General features: G+C 42.3%; 10 protein-coding genes. 3 read left to right on the top strand and 7 right to left on the bottom strand.

What is annotated here, in order from left to right:
- Positions 1 to 13: 13 nt before the first annotated feature.
- The 6 genes from BM043_RS05835 to BM043_RS05860 form a co-directional block, all read right to left on the bottom strand.
- Positions 14 to 1,759, bottom strand: coding sequence for a glycoside hydrolase family 3 protein (locus BM043_RS05835; RefSeq protein ID WP_092789721.1), 1,746 nt, complete (start codon positions 1,757 to 1,759; stop codon positions 14 to 16).
- 20 nt (positions 1,760 to 1,779) lie between these two features.
- On the bottom strand, positions 1,780 to 5,214 hold the full coding sequence (locus tag BM043_RS05840) for a hypothetical protein (protein ID WP_092789723.1): 3,435 nt from the start codon (positions 5,212 to 5,214) through the stop codon (positions 1,780 to 1,782).
- Positions 5,215 to 5,313: 99 nt separating this feature from the next.
- Positions 5,314 to 7,854 carry a carbohydrate binding domain-containing protein gene (locus BM043_RS05845; protein WP_092789725.1) on the bottom strand — a complete coding sequence of 847 codons (2,541 nt, stop codon included), beginning with the start codon at positions 7,852 to 7,854 and terminating at the stop codon, positions 5,314 to 5,316.
- 24 nt (positions 7,855 to 7,878) lie between these two features.
- Positions 7,879 to 8,706 (bottom strand): glycoside hydrolase family 16 protein, encoded by an 828-nt coding sequence (locus tag BM043_RS05850; protein WP_092789726.1) that lies wholly within the window; start codon positions 8,704 to 8,706, stop codon positions 7,879 to 7,881.
- 34 nt (positions 8,707 to 8,740) lie between these two features.
- Entirely contained in the window at positions 8,741 to 10,147 is a 1,407-nt protein-coding gene (locus BM043_RS05855) for an Ig-like domain-containing protein (protein ID WP_143189482.1), read from the bottom strand.
- 29 nt (positions 10,148 to 10,176) lie between these two features.
- Positions 10,177 to 13,317, bottom strand: a complete 3,141-nt coding sequence (locus BM043_RS05860) for a glycoside hydrolase family 2 TIM barrel-domain containing protein (RefSeq protein WP_092789729.1) — start codon at positions 13,315 to 13,317, stop codon at positions 10,177 to 10,179.
- 391 nt (positions 13,318 to 13,708) lie between these two features.
- Between BM043_RS05860 and BM043_RS05865 the strand changes: the two genes are divergently transcribed.
- From BM043_RS05865 to BM043_RS05875, 3 genes are all read left to right on the top strand, one after another.
- A complete protein-coding gene (locus tag BM043_RS05865) occupies positions 13,709 to 15,175 on the top strand; it encodes an SLC13 family permease (RefSeq protein WP_092789731.1) in 1,467 nt (488 codons plus the stop codon).
- A 225-nt stretch (positions 15,176 to 15,400) separates the two neighbouring features.
- A complete protein-coding gene (locus BM043_RS05870) occupies positions 15,401 to 16,822 on the top strand; it encodes a sensor histidine kinase (protein WP_092789733.1) in 1,422 nt (473 codons plus the stop codon).
- Positions 16,823 to 17,494 (top strand): LytR/AlgR family response regulator transcription factor, encoded by a 672-nt coding sequence (locus BM043_RS05875; protein WP_092789734.1) that lies wholly within the window; start codon positions 16,823 to 16,825, stop codon positions 17,492 to 17,494. It abuts the gene before it with no gap.
- Here BM043_RS05875 and BM043_RS05880 read toward each other — a convergent pair.
- Positions 17,491 to 18,369, bottom strand: coding sequence for an AraC family transcriptional regulator (locus BM043_RS05880; protein WP_092789735.1), 879 nt, complete (start codon positions 18,367 to 18,369; stop codon positions 17,491 to 17,493). The two genes, BM043_RS05875 and BM043_RS05880, sit on opposite strands and share 4 nt — an antisense overlap.
- Between the last annotated feature and the right edge of the window lie 74 nt (positions 18,370 to 18,443).

Consider the following 18,443-nt stretch of genomic DNA (forward strand, 5'->3'; position numbering starts at 1 on the left):
TGGATGTAGCGTGTTAGGTTGACTTTTGATAGGATAAACCAAATCCGATGGGGAAAAGGGGTTTGATCGATTCATCCCAAAAATTGGGACCGTACTTTCCCTGATAATCCTCCACTGATTTTGGCCAGGAATGTGGAAGTCTTCCCTTGAAATCAGCCAGCCCAAAAAGCACTTCGGCGATTCCGTCACCTTCAGAACCCGGCAGCCATGCCGCTACGAATGCATCGCTTTGCTCAATCTGTTGGGTGGTAACTAGCGGTCGGCCGGAAATCAACACGACGACAGTTTTAATTCCCTTTTCTGTATAAACTTTTATATAATTCTGATGCTCCTCGGTCAAGGTGAGTTGAAATAGGTCCATCTCACCGTCCACATCCCCAAAAAATTCTGCATAAGGATTTTCGCCGACTACGATTATCGCCACGTCTACATTTTCTATCACTGCTTTTCCCTCTGGATCGTAGATTACTTCTTGATGAGCATGTTTTTTGATGCCGTCCAAAATTGTTGTTGCACCCTTATAATTTTCGGAAGTTCCCTGCCAGGCTATGGTCCAGCCCCCAGATTGTAAACCGGAATTATCCGCGAAAGGACCTACTACTACGATTTTGGAAGTTTGACTGAGCGGTAAAGTCTGATTTTCATTTTTCAAAAGAACCAATGATTCCCGCACCGCTTGTCGGGCTATATCTCGGTGCTTTGGGATCCCGATTTTTGAAAGAAGGCGTTTATCCGGCAAAGGATTTTCGAATAAACCGAAGCCAAGTTTCTGTCTCAAAATCCTCCGAACGGCATCATTGATCCGCTCCTCTGAAACGGTCCCATCCAAGACAGCCATTCTGACACCTTCTTGAAACTCATCCAAATCTCCATCTACCGCCATGACCATGTCAATGCCTGCATTGATGATTTCAATTTGCCCAAATCGTGAATAAGCCTTCCAATCCGAAACTACAATCCCTTGAAAATTAAGCTTCCCCTTCAATAAATCCGTAATCATAGCCTTGTGCGCATGCATCGAAATCCCGTCCAGCGTATTAAATGAAGCCATGACGGATCCAACTCCAGACTCAATTGCGGCTTGATAGGGTGGAAGCAGCCGCTCAATGACTTCGGCTCGACTTAGCGAAGTACTGCCACCTTCCATTCCAAAATCAGTTGACCCATCTCCGATAAAATGCTTCGCTGTGGCCATCAGCCCTGAGTTTCCATTCTTGCCTTGATGCCCTTTCACAGAGGCTCGAGTCAATTGTGTGGTGAGTACTGTACTTTCTGAAAAAGCCTCATAGACGCGTCCCCATTTTTCATTCATGGGAATGGCCACACAGGGAGAAAAAACCCAATTGAATCCGGTAGCTTTCGACTCAATAGCTGTGATAGCTGCCGCTTTTTCCACTAAATCCGGATTTGCCGCTGCACCTAAGCCGATATTGTGTGGGAAAATCGTTGCTCCTTCATAGGTATTTTGTCCATGCACAGCATCCACTCCGAAAAGCAAGGGGATTTTTAATCGGGTCGATAAAGCCAGCTTTTGGAGTTCTGTGAATTTAGCTTGCCACTCCGCTGCGTCTTTTCCAGGGAGCGGACCTTCGGTATGAATCACCGAACCGATAAATTTGGTTTTGATGATGTCTGGAGAGCCTTCATCAAAATGTCTTATCTGACTCATCTGTCCGATTTTTTCCGAAAGCGTCATTTGAGCAATAAGTGCATCGACTTTTTGCGCTATCTCCTGATCATATGTTAATCTCTTTCCCATCGGATTTTTAAAAAGTAGGTTTATTTGAGCAGGGCTTTATTGATCTTTACTACCAACTTTTTGACCGCACCACCACGCATAAAAATTTGCTCACTCAGGTTTTGGTTTAGGCTTAAGGTTTCATTTAGAACGGTTTTAATTCCCTTTTCCAAAAATGCCTCAATCGAATTCTCGGTGCTTAATTTATACTCAATGGGAACTTGGCAAAAGGTGAAACAAAGTGAATGCTCTGAAATTGGAGTTTTCACGAAGTTTCCTTCTACATCCACGTATTCAAAGATTTGAACTTCAGTCAAAAACTCTGATTTTTTCAACATAAATGGATGAAAGACAAGTTTTCCCGCCTCGATAGAGACTCCGAGCTCACCAAATCGACAGATGATATCTTCTTTGACCTGACCTGTCATCCCCGGCTGCTGCGCACCTTTACCTGCGGGAGTATGAGAGTAGGGATCGGTGGGGAAAGCGCCGTAAACCTCCGGGGATTTATGGACGCCGATGCCTTCATTTATTTCATAATAATGAGAAATCAATCGATCAAGTGTCGCTTGGGAAGTATTCCCATCAAAGGCCTTTTTACAGCATTCAAAAACAGCAAGTTGGAGCTTGGAAACCATGTGCCAGTAAATCGATCCGAGTCCTTCATATCCGTAGAAAGTACCCGAACGCCCAGTAAAGGCCTTGTGATTAAAGACTTTTTCGAAAACTTGAAGTAATCCTTTTTTATCCGCAGGATTTACCGAGAATTTCTCCTGATCCAAGGAATCCAAGGCATTTGTTAAATCTCGGGCATTTTTGAAATTCCCGTTGAAATGAAAATCTCCGTTGACATCTTGCTCGATGATGCTTTTATTGTTCTTTTCGACCAATTGGTTTAAAAGTGGGGATTTGGTCACCTCCGCTTTTGGAATATTATTTTTCTCCAAAAACCCTGATAATTCCTTGTTGGGATAAAGGAGATAGCTGTTTTGATCTTCTCGATACAACTGACTATTTCTCAAGCTATCGAGGGTAGAAAGCGTCTCTTCATCGCTCAAATATCCTGAGCTGAGTGCTGCCACTTGGCCTTCGAGCATTTCGCTGAGGTAAGAAATGGAAACTTCTTGCTCGTTTTCCAAGGTCATCAGGTTATAGGCATGATAGAGATGATCTTCGCGCTTATTGGCTTGGATCGAATGCTCAAGGTAGCTTTGGCAAAGGGTACAAAAGTCAATCAACTCTTGAATGGAAAGGGATTTTCGCTCGTCGCTAAATGAATTCTGGTAGATTTTTTCACGGTACTGACTTCCGGCTTTCCCTAAAGCATCCAATACCAGTTTTCTGTCTCGGTCACTGAAAGTAGAAGAAAGCAACTGTTTACTTGCTGTCAAGCCCTCAAACGTTTGCTTGAGAAATTCCATTAATTCCGAAGAAATCTGGATTTCAGGCAAGTTGCTTTTTGATAAAATCGAAGTAAAAAAGTTTAAAAATCGCCTCAAATAATACAGCGTCACCATCGACACCCCATTGCCTACCAAAGCATTGTTGGCATCATTCCATTCTGGCCGCTGCGTGTTCATCCAAATGCCAGCCTCGGGAATGAAATTGGACATTTTTGCCAAAATGGTTGCTAAGATTTTCTCAATAAAATTGACATGATGGATCGTGCCGGTTTGATTTTGAACCAAAGCAGCATCTGAACCTAGTTCAGACCAGCGTTTTTCGATTACTCGATCCAGTTGATGGTCAAAATCGATCGTGTCCTTGGAGTTTTCCAAAATAGCCTCATAAGGCTTGATTTTGTAGGGTACATTGGCGTAAACAAAAATATCTTGACCAAAATACTGAGCCAACTGCCCCGGAGCATAATGCTCGGCAAACTCCAAAAACTTCAATAGATAAATAATCTGATGATCTCCCCAATATCCAATATATGACCAAGGATCGTCTGCCTCAATTCGCTCCCAATCAATTCCATTTTTGGTAATTCGGTAAGGATTATAACCATCAAATGTTGAGGCATTTAGGAACTTTAATATCATGCCCTCTATGAACCCAGGATAGGAGAGTGCTATAGCCTCCCAATTCTGGAAAATATCTCGCCAATTTCCGGCATAATCGAGCACTTTTGACCCATCCGATTCATTTCGGGTATTGATCGAAAAATTATTCCAAGGCCTACTTGGGTCGCCGTGCCTTCTGCTAAACTTTAATGGCAAATATTCCAGACAGAGACGATGGAAATCAGGATCTTCTGACTGAGCGACTAATTTTTTTAGTTCAAAAAGGGAAAACTGCTCACCAAGGGATTCGAAACTCTTATTATACTGTTCAAAAACCATCCGATTGGCAGACAAGATGTTGCTTTTTAAATCGGCCTTTTCGATTTGATAATTCTTGTCAAAAATCCCCCCACGCATGATATTAAACATGGTGTTTGCAAAGTGTCGGGTATCTTTTCGCTGATCTGCGGTCAGTTGCAAGGCGTCCGCGGCAGCGTTCAGTTTGACCAATTCGCACGAGCCTTGATTGATATCTTGGTTTACTTTCTCATATAATTCGGGATCATTTTTTATCTCCTGTGCCAAAGACCGAATTTGGGAGACATTTTGGTTGATGTCCGCGAGGATCATCCATTCTTTGCCTTCTTTCGCCGCTAATTCCAAATCAGTGACCACAAAATAGGCTCCTCGTTGTGCTTTGATGTCGGTTTCTGATTGGAGAGATTGGTCGTTTCGGAAAGCATTGAGTTGCGAAGAGGAGAGGAGCCGCTGAGGTTTTTCAAGGCCTATTGACCAGACGATTGTCGCTTTCAGTGCTTCGCTTGGCTCGGCTTTATCCACAATTATTGCACTCAGTGCAAAAATCCCAATTCCGCTTTCGGGTTCGAGTTCGTTGCGTTTGTAGGCGTCCACCAGATTGCTTCTGACACCCTGAAGAGCGCTTCCCACACCATAGGGCATGATATTTTGAATTCCATCCAAGCAAGAAATACTTATTGCCAACTCGGATTGATTGGTGAGTTTACTTGTTTTTACAAATCCAAACCGATCGCTGCTGGTCCATTGATATTGGAAGCTTAGGTTTAGGTCTAAATTTTCTTCTTCAAAGAGAATCTTATTGCCCAGTACATTTTTATACAGATTTCTCCTGAGTTTGTATTGATTAGCAAAGTGAATCAAAAAGGGTTCCCATACCATAGTCTGACCGTCTCTGTGGACTTTTATTATGGTTTTGGAGCCGGTGACCTCAGAGGTTTCGATAATCTTGTCATCTGTGTAATAAGGGAAAAGTGCATTTTCGGGATCTTTTCTCCCAGCACTGATACCACCATTGCTACCTATAAACAGCCAATGATTTGACGGGCTGATGATACTCATAAAAAATGGAGGGATGGAATCGACATTTGAAATTTGATAAAAAATCTCATGGTTGATTTCAACCTGGGTTAATTGGGCAGGCTCGCTTTTCTTCACTGGTAAACGAAATTAATTGGGTGTATTAGATAGTTATTTTAAAATAGGTCAGGCTATTAAACCTGACCTATATAGAATTCAAACGGAAGAGAAGTTAATTTAAGGATTAAGGAAGATTCTTACGTTGTCAATATTTGCCTCAACGCTACATCCTGCATCTCCTCCACAAACTGCCTCAATCAATACTGAGAGGCCATTTGATACATCAGCATCCTCGGGGATGGTAAACGATCCTGTAAATGTGGTCCATCCTTCTTCAGGAGTTGGTGCAGGATTAAACACGTGGGTGAAAGATGCCCCATCGGCACCTTCTCCGAATAACAGTACGTTGAATATTCCCCCTGGTGGTACGATGACTCCTTTGTGGTCAAATCTTATTCTGACCTCATCGCCTGGATTTACCGTCCCGCCACCAATTCTTTCCTGCTTAAATGCAGGATTACTTGGGCCGTTGGTAGCTAATTTTCCGGACCATGATCCACCGTTGTTATCGGTATTGTCCAATTCCGCTAATCCGCCGTTTTGGAACAAAATCCATCCTGTTTCATCGCCTGTTTCAAAATCTCCATTGATAGCGATGTCTGTTCCACTGTCAGTTTCATCATCACCACCGCCGTCGTCACCGCCACCATTATCATCTCCACCATCTCCATTACCACCATCAATCAGTGTTATATCATCAAAATAGTAGGTTTCAGTTGACGAGGTCAATTCGCCGTCAGTTCCATCAGGATTATCCGGCTTGATTACCAATTGGTTTAGACCAGTATTGGTATCTGGGACATCGGTAAATTTAACTTCGATCTCGACCCATGTATTAGCTGGACCTATTGTCTGGAACTGCGGAGGTGGATTACCTGACCCAGTAGGCTGAGGATCACTATTTAATTCAAATCTCATTACCGCATCTGGCTTGCTCGAATATACTTTAAGTCTAAATGTTTTGTTAGGATCAATATTTTCGGCAAAAGCATTTTGCAATCCGGCCCATCTATTGGTTCCTTCTGCTTTGACTACTTTCAAGGAATTTTCAGAGCTATTTACATCCGAAATGGATGGATTAGGAGCCAATTCTGTGGTTAGACTGCCTTCGCCAAAGAAGGTATTGACGAAAGATTCGCAAGTCTCAAAAGTCACAGGGAAAGATGTCGCTGCGATCGGTTCCCCTTCACAGCCTGATTCTCCACCTGATGAATCAGTGGTCTGAATAATATCATCGATATAAAAATCTCCTGCGGCAGTGCCCGGTCCATCCACAAAGAGGGTCAACTGGCTGTAAGACCCTGAAGCAGCATTGAAATCAAAGGTCAAGTCTTGCCATCCTTCATCTGTAGCTTCTACGCCAACTTCCACTGGATCGGAGCTTCCACCTTCGAATTTCATCAACACAGGTGTTCCGGCAGTCGGCGTATTAAACCTCATGGTGATTAATTTATTGTCTCCACCAAAATCAACAGGTGTTGCTAGCGAGAAAGTAACGCCTTCAAACTCTGCACCCGAATTAGTCAATTTACCGACATTATTATCAGAGTTGGTAGGGTCAGTGACCACTTCAAAAGCCGCTCCATTGAAAGGCGAAGCCTGTACCTCTCCATTTTCAAATGTAATCGGAAGAGCTGTGGTGTTTTCCGATATGAGTTCGAGTGAAACATTGTCCAAAACCACTACTCCAACTTCCGCTCCCATGTCAAAAATCACGCGGCTATTATCGCTATCGAAATTTGCCGTAAACTCTGCACTGAAGCGCTGCTCATCAGTAGTCAGTTCAAATTCCTCCGTGACATTAGTAAAGGGATCCTCATTTAGTCCAATACCCGCCAAAATAGTACGTCCATCTTCCACATCAGTGACGGCATTGAATGAGAGTCTATACTCGCTTCCTGCCCGGATAGGTACTACTTGACTGACATTGACGTCAAATGGATTTCCTGCAGTGGTGACATTGGTGAAAGAAAACTGATTGCCTCCTTCTTCTCTTACTTCCAGTCCGTTACCAATCCAGCCAGCATCTCCTTCTTCAAAATCGCCATTGGTCAAAATTCCCTGGTCATAGTTAACGGTGACTGTACGAGTAACCTCTTCCGCTTCATTTCCTGCTTCATCTGCCACATTGTAGGCAAGCACATATTCACCGGGCTGTAAAGGATTTACTTCACCAGTGACTTCAATATTTTCCGTCAGGTCTCCATCCACTTCGTCATTTGCCGTGGCTCCCGGGTCGGTAAATTCATCCCCGATTTCCAGTTCGATATTGGCTTCTCCTTCGAGGGCAATTACTGGAGGATCATTATCTGTAATGACCACAATCAATTCAATGGTTACGGTTTGGCTCGTCTCAGTGGACCCGCCTGCGTTGGTTGCGGTCAAGGAGACCTCATAGCTTCCGTCCTCCATGTAGACTTTTCTTGGATTGCTCAAAGTAGAAAATGTTCCATCACCAAAATCCCATTGAAAGGTCTCCGCATCTTCGGAGATATTGGTAAACGTAACTATTCCGCCTGTTTCCTCATCTATGGAAAAGGTAAATCCAGCCGTAGGAGGTTGAATAATCATCTCATCTTCCGCACATCCGACTAATATGAAAATTGCGCCGAGTAAGATAGTACTCAGTACTAGGGTAATGTTTTTATTCCTAATCATGGTTGTTTAGGTTAAGTGTAAATTTTATTGATATACTCGGACATAGTCGATGAGCATGGTTTGTGGAAAACGGGTATCAGGAGATGGTGAACCCACGAAATTTCCACCTACTGCCACATTCAATAGAAGGAAAAAATGTTTGTCAAAAACCCACTCTGAACCAGCAGGAAGATCTTCCGGAGTTAGCCGATTATAAAGTCTATCATCTACAAAGAAATCAATGAAATCAGCCCCCCATTCTATTGCGAATACATGAAACTCGGTATCAAATCTTGAGTCAAAGAGTTGGAAGGATCCTGAAATCGCCTCGCCTGCAGAATAACCCGGACCATGAATAGACCCAATGCTTGTACTTGGTTGCTGACCCCTGAGCTCCATAATATCCATCTCTCCGGCTTGAGGCCATCCGACTCCGTCAATATTTGCTCCAAGCATCCAAAATGCCGGCCAAAGCCCCTGACCGAATGGTGTTTGGATTCGTGCTTCTATTCTTCCAAACCGAAATTCTTTCAAGCCCTTGGTCGTAATCCTAGCTGAAGTGAAATTTCTACCGGCAAACGGTTCATTAATTGCTTTAATTACCAAATTACCTTTACCGTCAATATGGATATTTTCGGTTCGGTCGGTGTAATATTGAAGTTCATTATTTCCCCATCCATTATCGCCTGTTCCGATATCATAATTCCAAAATTCCGGATTAGGCGGATCACCGGTTGTACCGTCAAATTCATCCGACCAAACTAAAGTGTATCCTCTATCCGGCAGTTCATTGGTATCCATACACCCGATCATCAGCAGGAATCCAAAAGAAAGGATAAGGATGTAACTGAAAATTTTATAAGTACTATTCATGCGTTCTCTTCATTTAACTTTTAGTATAGACTGATTATCTATAGAAATATATATTATCTACAAAAATGTCGGAGATGGTGCCATCTGAGATGAAAAAGATCAAGTCGACATCATTAGTGGCTCCCAGACCTGCAAAATCACTCAGTGGAATATCATAGCTGACCCATTCTTCGGTAACTAAGGGTTGATAAGTAGTCAAATCAACCGTTCCTGAGGTCTCACCTGGACCATTGTTATTGATGATTTGAAGTCGGAGGAAATCTCCCGGATCGATATTTTCTCTTACATTGATATCGACATGGATATGAGTCATTTCGGAAGCATCCACGTCCGGGGAATTAAACATATTCACACTCACAAAATTCAGGTCAGTATAGCTAATGATATTCTCACCAGCGATGTCGATTGCACCTCCTTGGGTGGTTGCAAATTGAAAGAAGCCATTGTAATCGTCCACCTGTACATTTTGATAAGCATCACTGAAAATGGACACCACATCTTCGGGAGCCAAATCGGGTGGAGTAGGGGCGGACAAAAACGGCCCCTCGGAGACAATATTCAAGGATCCCACTGCATCAATTTCATTTTCACCAGAACCTATACTGGCAGATATTCTTGAGTTTCCTGAACTCAAAACCGATACTTCGCCGAGTTCATTTACTGTGGCCACACTTGGGTCAGATGAATTAAAATTGAAAAAGGAGGGAGATGCTTGCACCCGAACATCAAAGCCGTCCACATTGAGCAAAACTCCTGTACCTGTCACGGGAAGGGTAACTCCATTAAAAGAATTGATAGACTGATCTTCCCCATTATTGACCAGCGGTTGCGGTTGGGCAACCGAGGACAGGTTTTCAAACTTCAATTCATCAATCCAAAAGGAAAAGCCCACTTCTTCACCTTCGGGACCAATACCTCCCGCAGCAAATTGAAACACTCCTCTCACTTCCAATAATTTGGATGGATCTGGAATGGGAATTACATATTTCTGCCAATTGGTGGTAAAGTTTACATTGGTCCTAAAAGCCCGATAAGTATCACCCAGAAAATCCTGACCAAAGCCAATTTCGGATATCGTAGCTGCTTGACTTGCCTTCGCATAGAAGGAAAGCACATTGAAATCCTGTAAATCTCTCCCAGCACCATCAATTCTGAAAATTGCACCTGCAAAATTCCCAGCGGGATCATTCGCATCCGGTACATCAATTCTAATGGAGGCGTTTCCTCGATAGCTTTCATTGTCATCTACTGAGAATACATCCGGTTTTGCCGTTTGATAGGGGAAATAGAAGTCACTTCCCATTCCCACAAAATCATCCGTAAAAATATCAGCTGCTGTGCTGAACCTTGCTCTTGGAAGATCTTCAAACTCTTCCCTCAAACATCCTACTAAACTAAAAATCAATAGGATACCAAATATGTTAATTGTTGTCTTTTTCATGGCTATGCTGTTCGGCTTTGCGACTTTCATTATTTCCCGATGTAGATATGAACATAGGTTCTCAATTCCCACTCATTTCCATTGGGAAAACCAACTGCAGTAGGGTCAGGTATAATATTTCCACTGACATCGACCGTTTGTGCTGGATTGTATCGTGGAGAATATTGATCTAATGATCGCCAAGTAAATCGGACACCCATCGTGGTATTGGGAAGCATGTACCACTCTTGCTTACCCACAGAAGTAGAGATGTCTGCCATCACCTGAACGGGGAATGTCAGGTTAAAATCTCGGTGAAAATCAAATGGACCCCAATCATTAAACTTTAAGAAGGAGGAAAACTTTAAATCTTTGTAAAGAATTCTGACATCGCCCCCGATCCGTTCAATGCTTCTAGGATCAGGCCCATTTGCCTGGCCGTTTCCTCCGTATAGATTGGCGATTATCCCAAATCTTGAATTTACTTTGGACACGATCCGGGTGTTGATTTCCCACAAATCCAAAGCTGGTGGTGCTCCATTTGCCGCTACCGGAACACGACCTGTTCCTGGAAAAATAATGGCTGCATCCATGGTAGTGGGTAAGTGTCTGTACACAAAACCCAAACTAGCCGCAAAAGGAGCATCTTCTTGCATGTCATTGTCCCATTCGTACATCCATGTTCCTGGTGTGGGATCAAAGGTTAGGAGCAGTTCACCTGCCACCGTTTCTCTATTTGACCGTACGACGAAGGGATCTTCCAAAATATTTCTTGGTCGGGCAGGACCTCCGATATCACCTGGAATAGGATCCACCAGTGGTTTTTGCCACATAAAATTAGGAGCTATCTGAAAATTGCCCATCGTGTAGGTAAATCCGGTAAGCACATTGTTTTTGTTTCCGCTACCGGCATCTTTTAGAGACCATCCGGTGAAAGTTCTGGTATAGTCTCCGCCGCCATTGGCTACTAGGCCCTGAGAGGCAGCCTGACCATACCAGTTGATTTTACCTTTGGTAAACGAAAATTTGACTTTACCTCCCCATAAATCACTAGGTCTGATTCGATCTGTGAAGGTTTCAAAATTTCCATTTTCATTACGAAGGATCTGAAATTCCCTTCCTACTAGGGGTTGTCCACCCCAAATACCACCAAGCTCGACTTTGAAGTTTTCAGAAAATATGGTTTCTGTCGCCAAAGTCAACCTTCGAGTTCGCGGCTGCGGAATGGCAATCGAACTGATCGCTACTCCCGGATCATCAAGGTCCTCATGAAAAATACCAGATAAAGCAATATTCCCCAGTTGTTTTCTATATTTCACTAATACAGAGGGGTTGGCTCCCCACCATAGTTCTCTACCAAAAGCTACCTTTAGGCCGTCCAACAGTTTTTTTCCAGAAAGCTCCAATCCTGATGGCGCCAAGGCATTGTAAATATCAATATTTGGCCCATAGTTAGCTTCTGGATAAAGTCCGAAAAAATCACCTTCATAGCCCCAATGATAATGGCCGGTTCGGTAAAAACCATTCAGATCAAAAAGCTCATGATTCCAGGTATAATCTGCTTGATAGACCGCCAAACGACCCAATGCATCGGCAACCTGAGTACCTGATTGGGTTTGAATGGTAACGGGTCTGCCTCGAGTTTCATAGAAAATCTCATCAATGGGGTTCAGTGCCACATTTCCAAGGACGTTGAAGGATACATTTGCGCGGACATTACTGGAGGGATTAGCTTTAACTCCCACAAAAAATGACTGCAAATGATCAAATCCTTGCTGATTGGGAAAAGTAATCTGATCCGGGTCGGGACTTTCTGGAGTAGTGGTTAATTTTCCACCGGTATTGAAGGTAGATAATTCAGCTCTAAACTCACTGACTGATAAAAGTTTAGCCTGTTCACCTTGCAAAGCAGCTTTGTCCCCTCGAGCCGTCAAAACGTACTCAATCAAATCTATAGAGGAAAAGTGATTAGTTAAAGACTGAAGATTCATATTACCAGAATATGGATCAAACTGATGTGCTTTTTGCAAGGCATAATAAGCAGCACGCGGATAAAGCGTATAAAGTCCCCGAGGAGTAGTTTGGCCTTTGGCAGCTATTCCAAACCATTCCTCATTCATATTATTTTCGCCTTCTACAAAGTCATGGGAATATCCTCCATTGGACCAGGAAGCTTCGGTATTATGAATGTTTAATTCTATCGTCTGACCGGTTTTCCACCAGCCATCGCTAAACTGAAAAGTATAACCTCCCAAGGAATTACCAGCCTTTCCCAGTCCAGCAGCATTTTCATAGATCTCTTTCCAATTATTGACCATGTAAAAAGCCTGAGATTCCTGATCTTCTGCATTTTCCTTTGCATTAAAGGCGTCAGCTCCAAACTCTGTAAAAAGTATCGGCTTGTTTAATTCGTTCTTAACCCGATCAAATGCATCACCAAATGAAGCCCCTCGATACATATTGGTACCGAAAATATCTATGTCCTTACATTCTTCTTTGATAATCTCCAAAAACAGCAAGTCTCCGTTGCAAATGGCTATGGGCACATTTTGATCAATTTCCTTCATGGCCAAGGTCGCCTCATTAAACAATTTGTACATAGATACCGCCCTGATCGTAGATTCTCTATCTTCTATCGGGATGTCTTCCGTCTCTGCGCCTCCCCAAAACAATCCATAGTTATTTTCATTGCCAAGAAGATAGAGTAGGAGACCGGGTGTACCTTGATATTGCCGGACCATGTCTGTTACTTCTTTCAACAAAAGCGCCTTGACTCTGGGGTCAGAATACTCCGTGTTTTCCATCCAGCCTCCGTCCAGTGTCAGGCCATACCTGCCAAAAGAGTGATTGAGCATAGTATAAATCCCGTATTTCTCATAGATATAAGTAATCCATTTGGCAGGAATACCGGTATAAATTCGTACAGAATTAACTCCCATGTTTCGGAGAAGAGACATTTCCGTGTCAAGCGCAGCCATTATTATGTCATCCGGCTGTCGCCAAAGACTATAATTAAAATTGGTGCCCACGGGAAAATAATCCCAATTCATGCCGTTGACCATAAAGTCCTTTCCATCCACTTGAAGCCTCATTCCGCTTTCATCTTCATGGATGGTTACTTGGGAGCTTTGTGCATCTATTGACTTGATCGCAACTAAGAAAACAAGCGCTGTTAGGTAGAAGTATTTCATAACAGTTTTATTATAAAAGTATTTTTTGTTAAAATTTTTGAAAGACCCTGTCAAACAAAAATCGATGTAACTTACTCTTGATTGTTTCAAAATACCTCATTTTACACTACATCAATTCTTTCTTTTGATTACTACAAAACCTCAAAATCTGCCTGCGTAATCGGTATTTTCATTTCATTTGATCCCTTAACTTCGAAATAAGGCCGAAAACGAATGTTTTTCAGTTGTAGCCTTTGTTGAGTTTGAAATTGGCTTGATTGTCCCCAATTCAGTTGATTTATTTTGTTACATAATTTATATTATGTTAAGTAAATATTTTTAAACCTGATATTTTCCAGATTATATTTATCTTCCAACCTGAAAAATCAATCGCCGAAACCCACCCTCTCGAATGAAGATCAGCTTATCGACTTTGGGACTTTATCTTGGTCCTGTTAGTTTCCTTTTAATTCTCTTTTTGGCAGAAACTCCCGATTTAAGCTCCGAAGGATTAGCCATGCTGGGATTGGCTGTTTGGATGGCGATCTGGTGGATTACTGAAGCACTACCCATTGCAGCTACGGCATTCCTTCCGTTAATTTTTATGCCTACGTTTGGAATTTTACCGATTGCTGACACTTCGGCAAATTACATGCACCCTACAGTCATGCTCTATATGGGTGGTTTTCTGATGGCTACAGGAATCGAAAAATGGAACCTGCACCGTAGAATCGCGTTATCGATCATCAATTTGATCGGAACGGATCTAAGGACGATCGTTCTGGGTTTTATTCTAGCTACGGGATTTCTATCGATGTGGATTTCAAACTCAGCCACTGCCCTAATGATGCTGCCTATCGGTTTGGCAGTGGTCAAACAGTTTCAGGATCAGATTCAAAATAATGAACCCCTTTCACTGAATCTTGGCAAAAACATCATGCTCGGAATTGCATACGGTGCTTCTATTGGTGGAATCGCCACACTAATCGGGACTCCTACCAATACGATTCTTGTCGCTGTTATTGATGAACTGTACGACTACACCATCGGCTTCAACGAGTGGTTCTTCTTTGGACTTCCCCTATCGCTTTTTCTTCTTATGGTAACCTGGTATTATTTAATTCAATATGCCAATCCCCTTCCCAAAAAATTTAAACTCGCCAATGCCAATACCATCGTCAGGGATCAATTGACTTCACTCGGACGGATGACTTTTGAAGAAAAATCCGTTTTAATTGTATTTGGATTAGTCTGTTTTTCTTGGATTTTTAGACAGTATCTACTTGAACCCTTGATCCCAGCCATCAATGATACCATTATTGTATTGACTGGTGTGGTGGTCCTTTTTGTCCTCCCCGATTCAACTAAAACTAAAAGAATTCTGGATTGGAAAACAGCCGAAAATATTCCCTGGGGCATCTTGATTCTATTTGGTGGTGGATTAGCTTTGGCCGAAGGCTTTCAAGCCACAGGATTAGCCGAGTGGATCGGGCAGAAATTTACCCTAATTGAAGGAGTTGGATTTTTTGTTTTGCTTTTGGTCATCGTGGCCTCCGTCAATTTTCTTACCGAAATCACCTCCAATGTCGCCACTGCATCCATGCTTTTGCCGATTTTGGCGTCTGTTGCCTTAAAATTAGACCTTCACCCATTTGGGTTGATGATCGGTGCCACCCTAGCGGCAAGCTGTGCATTTATGTTGCCGGTAGCCACTCCGCCCAATGCCGTGGTATTTGGTTCTGGTTTTCTGAAAATGAAAGACATGGTCAAAGCCGGCTTTTGGCTGAATATCCTGTCGATCCTACTGGTTACCTTGATGGTTTATTTTATCCTTCCTTGGCTATGGAATATTGATTTATTGGGATTTCCCTTTGATTAATCCACTCCATTCAGGATAATTTTGAAATCTATCCCCAATATCCCCCTTTTCGTCACATAGATTTGAATGGCTTTTCGGCAAGGATTAAGCTTGTACCAGAATTATTCAAAAAATAAAAAAGCCATGGAAACGAAACGAGTATTTTATGCATTGATTTTGGTCGCAATGCTATATAATCTCTTTTTAATTCTTTGCTCTTAATCCAAAAACCCCATCCAAGCCCTTATGAAATCCAAAAGTCTTGATTTTCGACAAATCGAATGGTGGATCGTCACCACGGCAACCCTTATCGCTTTCCTGTTTATTCTTTTTGGGTATCGCCCTAAATTTTACAATGACAATGCACAGGTCATTTTTAAGTTTGTCAGTCGACTGGTGATTTTGGGGACACTTTATGCTGGATTTCATCTCATCCACATGGTTCTGATTCCTAAATTCATACGGGAAATGCGAAAGTGGCCCTCCATGATCTGGATATTTTTGACAGGATTGGTTGCCTTTGGCATTAGTGCGCTTTTTGGCTTCAATGGGGAGTTAATCAAAAATCCTTTTCCTACTTTTTTTCTGGGAATTATTGTTCTTTATGCCTGTTACCAAATTGGCGCACACCTACTCAGTCAGGCCTTGACCCCTCCCAAACTTCGCGATTTCCAATTTTATAATTATTCTCGTCTCCTCTTAAGTTACCTCTTCACCTTATTTTTCCTGATTCAATTAGATCCGATTTCCAGCCCCGGGCCTTCCATCATTTTTGGAATTTTCTTACCTGGAATCTTTATTTCTAGCCTTTACAATTACTTTTTGGTTTACGGGAAAAGAAAAAAAGGCAAAATTGCACAGGCCCGTTTGTTCAACTGGGGTTTGGTAGCTTTAATTCTACTAATATTTCTCATCTTCTCTGTGGAGGAAAATCAAGAGGAAATTTTCTTCGTAGGCGGCCTAGGTGTGGTTGCTTTTATTCAGCTGATTTTCTTCCCTTTAACTTCTTTAATTTTTAAAAAACTTGAAGTATATATGGGTCAGATCACAGAACTCACCTATCAAGTTGATCAGGGTCAGGCTAATATGGAATTTCTTCGTTCGCAGATCAATCCTCACTTTTTGTTCAATGCACTGAATACGCTCTATGCCAGTTCACTGATGGAAAAGGCCGAAAAAACCTCTGATGGGATTCAGAAACTGGGCGATATGATGCGCTTTATGCTTCATGAAAATCAACTGCCGAGAATTCCTATATCCCGGGAAATCGACTACCTCCGAAACTACATCGATCTTCAGTTGCTTCGATTCGGCAATCAAGCCAATTTGGACCTGGACTTCCAAATCAATGCTTCGGAATGCAAAGGGGAAATCGCCCCGATGCTCATCATTCCGTTTGTGGAGAATGCCTTTAAACATGGGATATCCACCAAAGAAAAATCATGGATACGCTTGAATTTGAGATGTATTTCGGGTTCGCTACACCTGGACCTAGTCAACAGTGTGCATCCGGTCAAATCCAAGGAAAACTCACGCGAAAGCTCTGGAATCGGACTTGACAATCTAAAAAAACGGCTAAATTTAGTCTATCCCAATCGTCATCAATTGAATATCGTAAGCAATGATTCGGATTTCTTTGTCCATTTTTCGGTTCAAATTCACCACTAAATGATCAAATCAATCGCCATTGACGATGAAACCTATGCGCTGGAGGTGATCAAATCTCTTGCTGAGCGGGTTCCTTTTATAGAAATCGAGTCCACATTTACTAATGCCATTGAGGGGTTGGAGTATGTGAAAAACAATCCCGTCCAACTGGTTTTTTTAGACATCAATATGCCGGATATTTCGGGCATTGATGTGGCAACTTTACTTCCAAAAGATGTCTTGATTGTCTTTACGACAGCCTATTCAGAATTTGCCGTTCAGGGATTTGAATTGGATGCATTGGACTATTTGCTTAAACCTTTTAGTTTAAGCCGCTTTCTCAAAGCTTGCCAAAAAGCCCAGGAATGGATCGATCTCAATCCAGCTTCAGACAGTCGATATACCTTTGTGAAGACGGCCGAAGGGCAAATCAGAATTGATTTTGATGAGTTACATTTTTGCGAGGCGCAGGGGAATTATGTAACCTTCCAATCCAAAAGCCAAAAAGCCGTTAGCCGAATGACGCTGACAGAAGTAGAAACCATCCTGCCCGCATATTTTATCCGATCGCACCGCTCCTATTTGGTCAATAAACATCTTGTCCAAAAAATTGAGCGACATCAGGTTTGGGTTGGGTCACACAAAGTCCCCGTCAGTGGATCCTATTACCAAGATCTGGTAGATAAAGTCTAGCTGCCAAAACTGCTCAAAAATTCCCGTCGATATTCACCTGGAGTTTGATTCATGCGTTCGCGAAAAAGTTTATTAAAATTAGAAAGGGTCAAAAAACCGCTTTTGTAGGCCACTTCGCTGATATTCAAATCCGAATCGTGTAAAAGTTTGCAGGCATGAGAAACCCTCAGATCAGTCAAAAAATCAGAGAACGATTTATTTACCCTGGCTTTGAAAAAACGACTAAAGGCACTCGGAGACAGATTGGCTAGTTCGGCAACTTTTTCCAAGCTGACTTTTGTCTGAAAGTGCTGCATGACATATTCATAGACCTGTCCCATGCGGTCTTTTTCGGACTCCTTGTGGGTATTGATATAGGCCGCGTCAGCAATTTGTTTACATTCTGAGGATGTCGCGATTGCCTCCAATATTTTTATAAAACGAATGATCCGTTCCACCCCTCTTTCTTGGAGGAGCTCAATCATTTGGGATTTGATCCACTGATTGGTTTTGCCAAATATCTCTATTCCACGTTCGGATTTTTGTAGCATCAGCGCAATGGATTCAAATTCCTCGAGTTCGAAGACCGAATTTCTCAAAAAATCCTCTGGAAAATAGATGACAATACCATGAGTTTTTAGGGTTGAACCGGGCTCAAAATACGCCTGATCATTTCTCCATAAATGGGGCAAGTTAGGTCCGGTCAATACCATATCCCCTTCTTTGAAGCCTCTCACATGATCACCGATAAAACGGGTTCCTCTTCCCTCAAGCGCTGTAAACAACTGATATTCAGAGTGAAAATGCCAATTCACATCAAAATAAGGGGCGATTAACTCCCTGATTACAAAAGCTTTGTCTTCTGGAATCCTTGATTTTTTGACTGGTTTCTTCACTTAGTTATGCGATATTTTTTTTGAAATCTAATAAAAATAATCAAAATACAGTCAAATTTCAACAGAATACAGTA

It is taken from the genome of Algoriphagus hitonicola (assembly GCF_900113375.1).
Taxonomy (GTDB): domain Bacteria; phylum Bacteroidota; class Bacteroidia; order Cytophagales; family Cyclobacteriaceae; genus Algoriphagus; species Algoriphagus hitonicola.

Coding starts and splice junctions, on each gene's coding strand:
- BM043_RS05875 (WP_092789734.1), top strand. CDS start 16,823: ATGATCAAATCAATCGCCATTGACGATGAAACCTATGCGCTGGAGGTG.
- BM043_RS05845 (WP_092789725.1), bottom strand. CDS start 7,854: ATGATTAGGAATAAAAACATTACCCTAGTACTGAGTACTATCTTACTC.
- BM043_RS05855 (WP_143189482.1), bottom strand. CDS start 10,147: ATGAAAAAGACAACAATTAACATATTTGGTATCCTATTGATTTTTAGT.
- BM043_RS05860 (WP_092789729.1), bottom strand. CDS start 13,317: ATGAAATACTTCTACCTAACAGCGCTTGTTTTCTTAGTTGCGATCAAG.
- BM043_RS05865 (WP_092789731.1), top strand. CDS start 13,709: ATGAAGATCAGCTTATCGACTTTGGGACTTTATCTTGGTCCTGTTAGT.
- BM043_RS05850 (WP_092789726.1), bottom strand. CDS start 8,706: ATGAATAGTACTTATAAAATTTTCAGTTACATCCTTATCCTTTCTTTT.
- BM043_RS05870 (WP_092789733.1), top strand. CDS start 15,401: ATGAAATCCAAAAGTCTTGATTTTCGACAAATCGAATGGTGGATCGTC.
- BM043_RS05835 (WP_092789721.1), bottom strand. CDS start 1,759: ATGGGAAAGAGATTAACATATGATCAGGAGATAGCGCAAAAAGTCGAT.